Source organism: Pseudomonas sp. S2_H01, from assembly GCF_054668305.1.
The window spans coordinates 5,630,500-5,642,565 of record NZ_CP162756.1 but is presented as its reverse complement, the minus strand read 5'-3'; the positions used below and the strand labels follow the sequence as shown (position 1 = coordinate 5,642,565).

Sequence of the window (12,066 nt, the reverse complement as noted above, 5' to 3'; positions counted from 1 at the left end):
CCGTGGTGCCGTCTCGTATTCCTTGCCTGTTGATGCGCGGTGGCACATCGAAGGCCGCGTATTTTCTCGCAGATGATTTACCTGCCGAGGGTGAGCTCCGCGATCGGGTCCTGCTGGCCGCGATGGGTTCGCCGGACCCACGGCAAATCGACGGCTTGGGTGGTGCAGACTCATTGACTAGCAAAGTCGGCATCATCAGAAAGTCCAGTCGCTCCGGCACTGATGTCGACTACCTGTTCGCTCAGGTTGTGGTCAACGAGCCTCGTGTGGATTACGGCCAGAACTGCGGGAACATTCTGGCGGGTGTGGGTCCGTTTGCGGTTGAGCGAGGTTTGGTCACTGCTCAGGGAGACAAAACCTCGATCAGGATCTACATGGAAAATACCGGTCAGACGGCGACGACCATTGTCGAAACCCCCGAAGGCAAGGTGCGCTACACCGGCGATGTCAGCATCGACGGTGTGCCAGGCACTGCCGCGGCCGTCGTCGTCGAATTCGAGGAAATTGCCGGCTCCACTTGCGGAGCTCTGTTGCCGACGGGAAGTACGTCTGACCATATCGACGGCGTTGAAGTGACCTGTATCGACAACGGCATGCCCGTGGTGATCATTCGCGCGAACGACTTGGGTTGTACAGGCTATGAAGGTTGCAGTGACCTGGATGCCAATCCCGACCTCAAGCACAGAATAGAATCGATCCGATTGCAGGCTGGCGTGCTGATGAATCTCGGCGACGTCAGCCAGCGCACCATCCCGAAAGTGGTTCTCGTCGCGCCGCCCGTCAAGGGCGGTGCCGTTTGCAGCCGCAGCTTTATTCCCCACAAATGCCATACGTCTATTGGCGTGTTCGGTGCCGTCAGCGTCGCCTCGGCCTGCCTGATCAAGGGAGCGGTGACAGACGGCTTGGCGAACGTCTCTTTGGCGAACACACAGCAATTATCCGTCGAACACCCCACTGGCGAGTTCAGCGTGCAGCTGCGCATGCATCTCGGGCGGGTCATCGGCTGCGGGCTGGTGCGAACCGCCCGACTGATTTTCGACGGTGTCGTGCATATTCCCGCAACGGCGTGGCGCGTCCTGAGATGAAGCCCGGCTCGAAGCCTTGAGTGCTTCTGCTCTGCACAGACAACCGCATACGTTCAAAGTGGAGGTACGCCTGACCACGCCTAGCGCGGCAGCATGCGCCTGAGGGTGTTGTCCCGGACGTAGTAGTGATGGAACAACCCGGCAGCGGCATGCAGTCCAATCAGCCAGTAGCCCAGATTGCCCAGCCACTCGTGCCATCCCTTGATCTGCTTGGCCAGGGCGGGATCCAGGGCGATGGGCGCAGGCATGAAGAACTCGAAATAAGGCATCGGTTTCCCTCCCGCTGCCAACATCAACCACGCCAGGACGGGCGTGACGATCATCAGTCCATAGAGCGCTGCGTGCATCGCGTGCGATACCCCGGTCTGCCAGGCCGGCGGCGTCGGGCTGATGGCGGGTGCCTTGTTCATCAGCCTGCCCAGCAGGCGAATCCACACCAGTGCAAAGATGGAAAGACCGAACAGGCCGTGAAAGCCCAGCGCCGCTGAGCGCAGGGTGCTTCCGCGAGGCGCCAGGCCTTTGAGCTCGATGCACGCGTACACGCCGACAAACAGTGCCAGCATTAACCAGTGCAGATACATCGAGAGCTTCGCGTAGCGTGGGGATGATGGATTCATGCCGGGTACTCGTCAGTTAGGTCGCAGAAAGGCCTTGAAGGCGTGCGGAATGTGCAGCAGTTGCCTTAAGGAAATCTGAAGGTGCCCGGGACATTCATTTTTTTCTCACCTTCAGACTTCATTAAGAATCGGCGTTGATACTTCCTACCATTCGCCACTGGGGAGGAGCCTCGCCCATGCAGGGTCTGGATTGGAACATCTGTTTACCGTTTAGCTTCGGCAACGCCGCGGCACCCACACTGTCGCTTAACCGCGCGTTGGTTCAGGAGCCACTGCGCGCGGAGTTCGAGGCCTTTATCCATGAGCGCTTTCACAAAGCCCATAACGCCGAAATCAGCCACTTCATGCCGGAACTGTTCGGGCTCAATGATGAGGCGGGTACGCTATGTGCGGTGGCGGGTGTGCGCAAAGCGATGTCCGGACCGTTGTTTCTGGAGCACTACCTGGATGAGCCGATCGAACGGGCCATAGAAGGACACGCCGCCAGACCGGTCGATCGCCAAGCCATTGTCGAGGTGGGCAACCTGGCCGCGAGCACACTGGGAAGCGCGCGGTTGAGCATCATTACGGTCACCTGGCTATTGGCGATGGGCGGTCTGGAATGGGTGGCGTTCACGGGCAATGCCGGGTTGGTCAACAGCTTCAACCGTCTTGGCCTGCGCCCCGTCACCTTATGCCCGGCCGATCCGATGCGCCTGGGCGAGGAGCGACATGCGTGGGGCAATTACTACGACACCCAACCCCACGTGCACGTCGGGGATATCCGCTCAGGCTTCCTGCATTTGAGTCATAGCGGCGTGTTCGAGCGATTCGGCCTTCCCCTGACCCTGGAGCAGACCTGCCATGTCGCCTGAACTGACCGCGTTTCGCCTGCGAATTTCCGACCTCGCCATTGAGCAGCCCCATGCCTACGCCCTGTGGGGCGATGACCTCAAGCTCGACTATGCCGAACTGGATGCCGAGATCCGGTTGCGTCAGCAGGTGCTTAAAGACCTCGACGCCAAGGTGGTTGCGATAGCCCTCGAGAACGGTCCGGACATGCTGATCTGGGACCTGGCGATCCTGTTCGAAGGGCTCGCGTGTCTTGCCCTGCCCCCTTTCTTCAGCGCCGCTCAGCGGCTTCATTGCCTTGAGCAAAGCCAGGCAGACCTGGTGATTGCCGAAGCGCATTATGAAACTGAACTGGAGCAAGTGGGGTTCAGGAGCTATGAAGGGTTCTGGGTGCGACAGGTCCGCCAGCCCTCGCCTCTGCCCGTGGGCACCGCGAAATTAACCTTCACGTCGGGCACCACCGGCACGCCCAAGGGCGTCTGTCTGAGCGCACACAGCGTATTGTCGGTCGCCCGCGAGCTTTATCGCGCCAGTCAATCGCAACAACCTCGTCATCACCTGTCGTTGCTGCCTCTGGCCATCCTGCTGGAAAATATCGGCTGCTACGCCGCGCTGTACGCTGGCGCCATGCTGAGTGTGCCTAGTCAGCGCGAAGTGGGCATTCAGGGCGCCAGCGGCGTGGATTTACCGCGCCTGCTTTCAACCCTGAAAACGCGAAATCCGCAGAGCATGATTCTGGTGCCGCAACTGCTGTTGCTGTTGGTCAGCGCCTGTGAGATCGGAGCCTTCGACGCCAGTGAGTTGCGATTCATCGCCGTGGGCGGCGCCAAGGTCACCCATGAATTGTTACTGCGTGCCGAGTCGGTGGGCATTCCTGTTTACGAAGGCTACGGACTTTCCGAGTGTGCATCGGTGGTGGCGCTGAACCGCCCTGGAGCGCATCACCCCGGCAGCGTGGGCAAGCCGCTCCCCCATGTGCAGATACGCCTGGCAGAAGACGGCGAAGTCCTGATCGCAGGCGCCGGCATGCTCGGCTACCTGGGCGACACCGATGGCGTTCCAGAGTGGTGGCCGAGCGGCGACCTCGGTGAGTTCGACGCCAATGGTTATCTCTACCTCTATGGCCGCAAAAAACACCAGTTCGTCACCAGTTATGGACGCAACGTCAACCCCGAATGGGTGGAGGCCGAACTGACACAACGCGGCCGGATTGGCCAGGCGTTCGTCTACGGCGAGGCAATGGCCCACAACCACGCCTTGCTCTGGCCTGCCCGTCCGGAGACCACCGACCTGCAGATCGCCGACGCCGTCGCCCACGCGAATCAAGCCCTGCCCGACTACGCCCGTGTTCACAGCTGGACACGGCTTGAGCAGCCGTTCACCGCGGGCAACGGGATGGCCACCGCGAACGGCCGACCGAAACGCGACGCCATCCTGGCGCATTACCGACACCACTTCATCGAGCCCACGCGAGCCGAGGACGTTCAATCATGAGTTTTTTCCAGACGCTGCAAGACGAAACACGTATCGAACGCGAGACGCTGTTCAACCTGCCCATCATTCATCAGGCGCTGTTCGGGCAAGTCACGCTTGAGAGTTACCGTGCATTTTTGACTCAAGCCTATTACCACGTTCGCCACACCGTGCCCTTGATGATGGCCTGCGGCGCACGGCTGCCCTCGCGGCTTGAGTGGCTGCGTGGTGCTGTCTGCGAATACATCGACGACGAATACGGGCATGAGCAGTGGGTTCTCAACGACCTGCGGGCCTGCGGTGCGGATGCCGAAGCAGTGCGTGACGGTGCGCCAGGCCTGCCCATCGAGTTGATGGTCGCCTATCTCTACGACCTGATCGCCCGGGGTAATCCCGTGGGACTGTTCGGCATGGTCAACGTGCTGGAAGGCACCAGCATTGCGCTGGCGACACACGCCGCTGGGAGCATTCAGCAACGCCTCGGCCTTCCACCCACCGCGTTCAGTTACCTCAGCTCCCACGGCAGCCTCGACGTCGGGCACATGGAAACCTATCGCAAATTGATGGACCGCCTGGAAGACCCGGACGACCAGGCGGCGGTGATCAAGGCTTCCAAAGTGGTGTACGGGCTGTACACCGAGATGTTCAGGCAATTGCCGACGGCGGCGACCGAACCTGAAAAGGAATCCACTCATGCGTCTCTCTGAAGCCCGCGTGGTCCTGACCGGTGCCAGCGGCGGTATCGGCATGGCCATTGCCGAAGCGCTGTGCAGCCATGGCGCGGAAGTGCTGGCGGTCTCTCGTCATCGAGAGCCGCTGATGCCCTTGCAAGCGCAATACCCGCATCTGCTGCATTGGGTGAAAGCCGACCTGACGACCCACGAGGGCCGTCAGCACGTGCTGATGACGGCGCAGGCCATGGAAGGCATCAACCTGCTGATCAATGCCGCCGGTGTTAATCATTTCGCCATGCTGGAACAACTGCCGGGCCGTGAAATCGACGCGATGCTCAACATCAACCTGCACGCGCCCATTTTGCTCACCGGGTTGATGCTGCCGATGCTGCGCAATGCGCAACGGGCCATGGTCGTCAATGTCGGCTCGACCTTTGGCTCGATCGGCTACGCCGGGTACGCGACCTACTGCGCCAGCAAGTTTGCCTTGCGCGGGTTTTCCGAGGCGTTGCGCCGTGAGTTGGCGGACACGCGCGTCGGGGTGCTTTACGTCGCCCCGCGCGCCACCCGCACGACAATGAACAGCCCCGCGGCACGCGCCCTGAACACCGCCCTTAAAAGCAACGAAGACGATCCGCAGACCGTCGCCGCTGCCGTCGTCAGCGCCATCGTGGGCAACCAGCGCGAACTGTATCTGGGCTGGCCGGAACGATTCTTCGTGCGACTCAACGGCCTTCTGCCTACGGTCGTGGATCGTTCGTTGCGCAAGCACCTGCCGCTGATCCGCAAGCTCAGCAATACGCCTTTTGAAGAGAAACCCAAACCATGAAAAAAATACTGCTTGTGCTGTTTGCACTTCTCAGCGTGCCTGCCTGGGCACTGGATGCACCCGACCAGCAACGTCTGTCTTCCATTCAACAGCAATGGGCTCACATCCAGTACCAGTTGCCTGAAGACCAGCGCGTGGCAGCGTTCGAGAAACTGGCATCCGAATCATCCTCCTTCACCCAGCAACGCCCCAATGCGGCTGAAGCCTGGATCTGGTCAGGGATTGTCACCAGCAGTTGGGCAGGTGCCCAAGGTGGTCTCGGCGCGCTGAGCAAGGTCAAGCAGGCCAAGGCCGACCTGGAAAAAGCCATGACCCTGGACCCCAATGCCTTGCAGGGTTCGGCGTATGCAAGCCTGGCGGCGTTGTACGATCGTGTGCCCGGCTGGCCCATCGGCTTCGGCGATGCAGACAAAGCACAGGCACTGTTGGAACAAGCCTTGAAAATCAACCCCAATGGCATAGACCCGCTGTACTTCTGGGGCGATCATCTGTTTCGCCAAGGGCACTATGCTCAAGCCAAGGAGGCGTTGGACAAGGCCTTGCAAGCAGCGCCCCGCCCAGGCCGTGAAGTGGCGGACAGTGGACGACGCAAGGACATTCAGCTATTGCTGGTCGACGTGAACAAAAAACTGAAATAACGGAGCGTTCATGCGTTTGCTGTTGATCGAAGACGATGTTGCATTGGGCGAAGGCATTCACCAGGCTTTGAGCCGTGAGGGTTACACCGTCGACTGGGTCAAAGACGGAGCGAGCGCGTTGCATGCGTTGCTGAGCGAAGGATTCGATCTGGCGATTCTTGACCTCGGCTTGCCCAAGCTGGACGGGTTGACGGTGTTGAAACGCCTGCGCGAAAGCGGATCGGCCCTGCCCGTGCTGATTCTGACCGCTCGCGATGCCACCGAAGACCGCATCGCCGGCCTGGACGCAGGCGCTGACGACTACCTGATCAAGCCGTTTGACCTGTCCGAACTCAAGGCAAGGTTGAGGGCGTTGCTGCGGCGCAGTGCCGGTCGCGCGCGGGTGATGATCGAACATGCGGGCATCAGTCTGGATCCGACGACTCAACAGGTGACTTACCATAACGAACCGGTGTCTCTCACGCCCAAGGAGTATCAGCTGCTGTATGAACTCCTGTCGCCACCGGGACGGGTGATGACCCGCGAGCGGCTGATCCAGCTGCTGTACGGCTGGAATGAAGAAGCCGAGAGCAATACGCTGGAGGTGCACATTCATCACTTGCGCAAGAAGTTCTCTACGGAGCTGATTCGCACCGTTCGCGGAGTGGGTTACCTGGTGGAGGACCGTCCTTGACCTCGATCCGCCGACGCACGCTGACCATCATCCTTGGCCTGGTGATCGCTGGATTGCTGATCCTGACCTTGGTCAACGTCCACGACAGCAATCACGAAATCGCCGAGGTCTACGACGCTCAGCTCGCGACCAACGCCAGGTTGCTGCAGGGTGTGATGCGCATGCCGCTCGCTCGCCAGGAGCATGCGCAACTGTACCAGGCGTTCAACCAGGCACTGGGACAGGCGGACCCCAAGGTCGACGGGCATCCCTACGAGAGCAAAATCGCCTTTCAGGTGTGGGATCTGCAGGGCAATCTGCTGGTCCACACGCCCAGCGCGCCTACGCTCACCCATGCCCCGCAGTACACCGGGTTCAGTGATATCGATGACCTGGGCAAACATCAGTGGCGTACGTTCGTCCTCAAGGACGAGCAGCACAATCTGCTCATCTGGGTCGGAGAACGTGACGATGTGCGTTCGGACCTGGTCAATCGCATTGTGCGGCACACGGTACTGCCTAACCTGATGGGAAGCCTGCTGCTGATGGCTGCCATCTGGCTGGCAATCGGCTGGGGCCTCAAGCCGCTTGCCAACCTCGCGACGATCTTGCGCGGCCGACATCCCGGTTCGCTGGAGCCGCTGCAACTGGCGCCTCTGCCCAGCGAACTCGAACCGATGCAAGCCGCGCTTAACCGCTTGTTAGGGCAAATTCAGGACGTCCTGAGCCGTGAACGGCGGTTCATTGCCGATGCCGCCCACGAAATGCGCACACCCTTGGCCGTGTTGCGCGTGCATGCGCAAAACGTGCTGGAAGCCCACAACGACGCGCAGCGGCGGGAGTCTCTGAATTATCTGATTGTCGGCGTTGACCGCACCACCCGGCTGGTCAACCAGCTGTTGACCATTGCACGGCTGGAACCCAACGCAGGGCTGCCGACGACGCGCACCGACCTGGTCAAAACCGTCCGTGACAGCCTGGTGCAGCTGACACCCTGGGTGTTAAGCCGAGGCCTGGAACTCTCCTTTGAATGCAGCGAGCAAGCGTACGTCCTCAAAACCGACGTCTCCGCCATCGACATTGCCTTGCAAAACCTGGTGACCAATGCGGTGAATTTTTCGCCATCGGGAGGACAGATCACGATCACGCTCCAGTTCTCCGCAAAGCGTTTCCAGCTCGCCGTCACCGACCAGGGGCCGGGTATCGACGAAGCAGAACGTGAGAGACTTTTCGAACGTTTTTACAGCCGTGCCAACGATCAGGGCGTTGGACTGGGCCTGACCATCGTGCAGGCCGTGGCCGTGCGTCTGGGCGGCGAAATCCGCCTCGAGAATGTGTCGCCCCATGGACTGCGTGCCGTCATGGACATCCCACTGGCCGCACACAATGATGATCCGGCTACACCTGCGATCATCTGATCGGGATGTGGACGAGATCAATGCCTTGGCGCTGTGCTCAGGCATCGGTGAACGGCTGGCGTTTCACGTGACCTCTCGCCAGGGGCGGCGGTTGCTGTGACTCAGAGAAATCGGAGGTCCATTGCCAGTTACGGATTTCGGGCAGGTCCTCAAAGTGCTCGCGGATCCAGACGTGATGTCGACGCAGTTGTGCTTCGAAAAAAATCACCGCCTGCGCTGCCTCTTCTCGCAAACGCGGGATGTGGGAGAGTGCATCGATCGCCAGTTGATACCGGCTCATCGTGTTCAGTACCACCATGTCGAACGGCGTTGTCGTGGTGCCGCGATCACTGAAACCGCGCACGTGAAAGCGCGCCTCGTTCGCACGCCCATGGACCATCGAATGAATCACCCAGGTCGAACCGTGGAAGGCAAACATCACCGGCGCCTGGGCCGTAAAAAGCGCTTCGAACGATGCAGTGTCAAAACCATGGGGTCGTACCTGCGGTGCGCTGAGCACGCCCAGGTCGACCACGTTGACGAGCCTGACCCGGATGCCGGGAACGTGCTTTTGCAACAGCCAGCTCGCGGCTACGGCTTCGGTGGTAGGGACATCCCCTGCGCAGGCCAGTACCACGTCGGGAAGCTGATTCTGGTCATTGCTCGCGAACGGCCATATCGAGGCGCCGCGCGAGCAGTGCTCCCGCGCCTGGTGTGGGCTGAGCCATTGAAAGTCGGGTTGTTTACCGCACGTGATCACGTTTATGCAGTTGCGGCTGCGCAGGCAATGGTCGAAGACGTTGACCAGACAGTTGGAATCCGGCGGGTAATACACGCGGATCACGTCGGATCGCCGTTGCAACACATTGTCGACGAAGCCGGTGGACTGATGACTGAATCCGTTGTGATCGTTGCGCCAGGCGTGGCTGGTCAGGAGGATATTCAGTGATGCCAGCGGTCGTCTCCAGGCGAATTCCCTGCTCTGCTGCAGCCATTTGGCGTGTTGGGTGACCATCGAATCAACCGTCTGGGCGAAGGCTTCATAGGTGGACCACATCCCGTGCCGCCCCGTCAGCAGATACCCTTCCAGCCAGCCCTCGCACAGATGTTCGCTGAGTACCTCCATGACTCGGCCATCGGCGGCCAGGTGATCGTCGACCTCAAGGCAAGGACCGGCAGCGGTTCGGTCGCTGGCGTCGAACACGGCGTTGAGCCGATTGGAGTTGGTTTCGTCTGGCCCGAATACCCTGAAGTTGTACGGATTGTTGCGCATGACGTCCCGTAGATATTCACCCAGCTTGCGCGGCGCCTCTGCAATCACCTCCCCGGGCTGTGGAACCTCAAGACCGTAGTCGGCAATGTCGGGGAGATCCAGCGCAACCAGCCGACGACCGCCATTGACACTGGCCACAGCCCCCATGCGCAACGCCGCTGGAGGAGTCAGCGCCTGTAGCTCCTGTCGCAGCGTTCCGCGTTCGTCAAACAGCGATTGCGGCGCGTAACTGCGCATCCACGCTTCAAGCTGCTGCAGATGCTCCGGGTTGCTCACCACCGTGGCGAGCGGCACCTGATGTGCGCGAAAGGTGCCCTCCACGGGCAGCCCATCGACCACCTTTGGCCCGGTCCAGCCCTTGGGACTTCGCAGGATAATCAATGGCCAGCGTGCCCGGACGGGCACGCCTCGTTCTCTGGCGTCTCGCTGTATCTGCCGGATGGTGTCGTGGCAGGCATCGAGCGCCGCCGCGAAGCGTTGGTGCATGCCCGGCAGGTCATCCCCGGCCACGACAACGGGCTGATACCCGCGACCGCGATAGAGGTCAATCAAGTCTTCGTGGGACAGGCGGGCTTCTACCGTGGGCCCCGAGATCTTGTAGCCATTGAGGTGCAGTATCGGTAACACCGCACCGTCGCGCCTCGGATCGAGAAAATGAACGCTTTTCCAACTGCCCTCCAATGGGCAGGTCTCGGCTTCACCGTCACCAATGACACAGGCGACCAACAGGTCCGGATTATCGAAGGCCGCGCCGAACGCATGCATCAGCGAATACCCCAGCTCCCCGCCTTCGTGCAGCGAATTCGGGGTGTGCGGCCCGCAGTGGCTGGGAATGCCGCCGGGGGTCGAAAAGCTGCGAAACAGCCGGAGCATGCCGACTTCATCGCGGGTAATGCTCGGGTGGACTTCGCTGTAAGTCCCTTCGAGCCATGCACAGGCATTCATTGCGGGGCCGCCGTGGCCGGGGCCGGAAATGAAGACCGTCTCGACGCCACGTTCGGTGATCAGGCGGTTGACATGCACATAAATGAAGTTCTGCCCGACTGATGTCCCCCAATGGCCCAGCAGACGCGGCTTGATGTGCTCGGCGCGAAGCGGCTCGCGCAGTAAGGCATTGGCTTTCAGATAAATCTGACCAACGCATAAATAGTTGGCGGCGCTCCAATAGCGATGCAGGCATGCGAGCCTTTCGGCATTGAGAGGCCCCACGTTTTCAGGAGCGGTTGGCGGAACCGGCGCTGTGGTTTCGGTGCGATCGGCACTGGATAGCAGAGCATTGAAACGATACATGGCAACTCCGTGTAGACCCCGGTGAGAAATAACGTGCAGCAAGGTCATCGGCAAGGGTTCAGGCGGTCTCGCGCAAAGCCCGCAGGGCGTGTCGAGCCATCATCAGGTTTTCGTCGGTAGGAATGACCCAGGCCGACACGGCGCTCCCCAGACAGGAGAGTCGAGGAGGTCCTTCGCGGGTGTCGTCGGTCTTCGGCTGCAAACCGAGCCATCGGCAACCGTCGAGGATGGCGTTTCGAACGCCGACGGCGTGCTCGCCGATGCCAGCGGTGAACACCAGCGCGTCAACGCCGCCGAGTGCCGCCGCCATGGTCCCGATTTCACGGACCACGCTGTGAACGAACAATGCAATGGCCTCTTTGGCCTCGGGTGCAGGGCTGCTGGCAAGCACTCGCATATCACTGCCGATCCCCCCTGAAACCCCGAACAGCCCGCATTCGTGATAGAGCAGGTGTTCAAGGGCTTTCACGCTCAGGCCCCGTTCGCGCATCAAGTACAGCAGTACTCCGGGATCCAGACGTCCGGGCCGGGTGCCCATCAACACACCGTCGAGCGTCGAGAAACCCATGGTGGTTGCGCGACTCACGCCATTGTTCATGGCGCACAGGCTTGCACCGTTGCCCAGATGAGCGACGATCGTTCGCCCTCGTGCAGCCTTTTTGTCGTAGTCCGGCAAAACGCTTGCGATGTATTCATAGGACAGACCATGAAAACCATAACGCCGCAGGCCCTGCTCGCTCAGTGCTCGCGGCAGCCCGAAGGTGTATTCCTGCGGCGCCAGTGTTTGGTGAAACGCGGTATCGAAGCAGGCAAACTGGGGCATGTGCGGGTGTTCATCGATGAGATAACTGATGGGTAGCAGGCACTGTCCCTGATGAAGCGGCGCCAATGGCGTCAACGCCTCCATTTCTGCCATCAGCCCAGGGTCGACCCGGCAGACCGCTTCGGTCCGAAGGCCGCCATGAACCACCCGATGGGCAGCGGCGCAAACCTGCCAGTCGGTGTGCTGCTCGATCCACTGCATCAGGTTCAGCAGTGTCCCCTGCCGGGAAGACGCCACGCCACGTGGCCATTGCTGTTGATCAGGTGACTGACTGCCCGTGCGCTGAAAGACCAGGGTCGACTGCGCGAGGGTGAGTTCGAATACGCCATGCCCATAACACTGAGGCCCCGACCCGGCGTCCGGGTTGGCCTGATACAGGGAGAACTTCATGTTGGAGGATCCTGCGTTGAGGACCAGCAGCACCTGGTGCGACACATCAGTCATGGGTCTCTCCCTGAACAACTCTCGACGCTCGGCCCGTTTA

General features: G+C 60.7%; 11 protein-coding genes. 8 read left to right on the top strand and 3 right to left on the bottom strand.

Going from position 1 to position 12,066, the window contains the following annotated elements; all coding sequences use genetic code 11:
- The first annotated feature begins 2 nt into the window (after positions 1-2).
- The gene (locus AB4N84_RS25050) at positions 3-1,085 is read left to right on the top strand and encodes a 4-oxalomesaconate tautomerase (RefSeq protein WP_460043709.1); all 1,083 of its coding nucleotides are present in this window, start codon (positions 3-5) and stop codon (positions 1,083-1,085) included.
- Positions 1,086-1,165: 80 nt separating this feature from the next.
- On the opposite strand, the gene AB4N84_RS25045 is transcribed toward AB4N84_RS25050, so the two are convergent.
- Complete coding sequence (locus tag AB4N84_RS25045; RefSeq protein WP_074750995.1) at positions 1,166-1,702, bottom strand: cytochrome b; 537 nt, start codon at positions 1,700-1,702, stop codon at positions 1,166-1,168.
- 176 nt (positions 1,703-1,878) lie between these two features.
- Between AB4N84_RS25045 and AB4N84_RS25040 the strand changes: the two genes are divergently transcribed.
- Genes AB4N84_RS25040 through AB4N84_RS25010 form a run of 7 tightly spaced genes read left to right on the top strand, consistent with a single transcriptional unit; the run spans position 1,879 to position 8,217 of the window.
- Positions 1,879-2,556: a thermostable hemolysin gene (locus AB4N84_RS25040; protein WP_460043708.1), complete on the top strand. Its 678-nt coding sequence runs from the start codon at positions 1,879-1,881 to the stop codon at positions 2,554-2,556.
- Positions 2,546-4,027, top strand: a complete 1,482-nt coding sequence (locus AB4N84_RS25035; RefSeq protein WP_460043707.1) for an AMP-binding protein — start codon at positions 2,546-2,548, stop codon at positions 4,025-4,027. Before AB4N84_RS25040 ends, AB4N84_RS25035 begins: the two co-directional genes overlap by 11 nt.
- Positions 4,024-4,713 carry a TenA family transcriptional regulator gene (locus AB4N84_RS25030; RefSeq protein WP_074751000.1) on the top strand — a complete coding sequence of 230 codons (690 nt, stop codon included), beginning with the start codon at positions 4,024-4,026 and terminating at the stop codon, positions 4,711-4,713. The genes AB4N84_RS25035 and AB4N84_RS25030 overlap by 4 nt, the downstream gene beginning before the upstream one ends.
- Positions 4,700-5,509 carry an SDR family oxidoreductase gene (locus AB4N84_RS25025; RefSeq protein ID WP_074751002.1) on the top strand — a complete coding sequence of 270 codons (810 nt, stop codon included), beginning with the start codon at positions 4,700-4,702 and terminating at the stop codon, positions 5,507-5,509. Before AB4N84_RS25030 ends, AB4N84_RS25025 begins: the two co-directional genes overlap by 14 nt.
- Positions 5,506-6,147 (top strand): tetratricopeptide repeat protein, encoded by a 642-nt coding sequence (locus AB4N84_RS25020; protein WP_460043706.1) that lies wholly within the window; start codon positions 5,506-5,508, stop codon positions 6,145-6,147. Before AB4N84_RS25025 ends, AB4N84_RS25020 begins: the two co-directional genes overlap by 4 nt.
- Before the next feature lie 10 nt (positions 6,148-6,157).
- Positions 6,158-6,820 (top strand): response regulator, encoded by a 663-nt coding sequence (locus AB4N84_RS25015; protein ID WP_074751006.1) that lies wholly within the window; start codon positions 6,158-6,160, stop codon positions 6,818-6,820.
- On the top strand, positions 6,817-8,217 hold the full coding sequence (locus AB4N84_RS25010; RefSeq protein ID WP_460043705.1) for an ATP-binding protein: 1,401 nt from the start codon (positions 6,817-6,819) through the stop codon (positions 8,215-8,217). The genes AB4N84_RS25015 and AB4N84_RS25010 overlap by 4 nt, the downstream gene beginning before the upstream one ends.
- A 37-nt stretch (positions 8,218-8,254) precedes the next feature.
- Here the strand turns inward: AB4N84_RS25010 and AB4N84_RS25005 are convergent, their stop codons facing one another.
- Positions 8,255-10,759 carry a phosphoketolase family protein gene (locus AB4N84_RS25005; RefSeq protein ID WP_460043704.1) on the bottom strand — a complete coding sequence of 835 codons (2,505 nt, stop codon included), beginning with the start codon at positions 10,757-10,759 and terminating at the stop codon, positions 8,255-8,257.
- A gap of 58 nt (positions 10,760-10,817) precedes the next feature.
- Positions 10,818-12,026 (bottom strand): acetate/propionate family kinase, encoded by a 1,209-nt coding sequence (locus tag AB4N84_RS25000; RefSeq protein ID WP_460043703.1) that lies wholly within the window; start codon positions 12,024-12,026, stop codon positions 10,818-10,820.
- Positions 12,027-12,066 lie beyond the last annotated feature (40 nt).

Excerpts from the sequence above, each read along its gene's own strand:
- AB4N84_RS25025 (WP_074751002.1), top strand. The coding sequence starts at position 4,700 with ATGCGTCTCTCTGAAGCCCGCGTGGTCCTGACCGGTGCCAGCGGCGGT.
- AB4N84_RS25005 (WP_460043704.1), bottom strand. The coding sequence starts at position 10,759 with ATGTATCGTTTCAATGCTCTGCTATCCAGTGCCGATCGCACCGAAACC.
- AB4N84_RS25035 (WP_460043707.1), top strand. The coding sequence starts at position 2,546 with ATGTCGCCTGAACTGACCGCGTTTCGCCTGCGAATTTCCGACCTCGCC.
- AB4N84_RS25040 (WP_460043708.1), top strand. The coding sequence starts at position 1,879 with ATGCAGGGTCTGGATTGGAACATCTGTTTACCGTTTAGCTTCGGCAAC.
- AB4N84_RS25045 (WP_074750995.1), bottom strand. The coding sequence starts at position 1,702 with ATGAATCCATCATCCCCACGCTACGCGAAGCTCTCGATGTATCTGCAC.
- AB4N84_RS25030 (WP_074751000.1), top strand. The coding sequence starts at position 4,024 with ATGAGTTTTTTCCAGACGCTGCAAGACGAAACACGTATCGAACGCGAG.
- AB4N84_RS25020 (WP_460043706.1), top strand. The coding sequence starts at position 5,506 with ATGAAAAAAATACTGCTTGTGCTGTTTGCACTTCTCAGCGTGCCTGCC.
- AB4N84_RS25015 (WP_074751006.1), top strand. The coding sequence starts at position 6,158 with ATGCGTTTGCTGTTGATCGAAGACGATGTTGCATTGGGCGAAGGCATT.
- AB4N84_RS25000 (WP_460043703.1), bottom strand. The coding sequence starts at position 12,026 with ATGACTGATGTGTCGCACCAGGTGCTGCTGGTCCTCAACGCAGGATCC.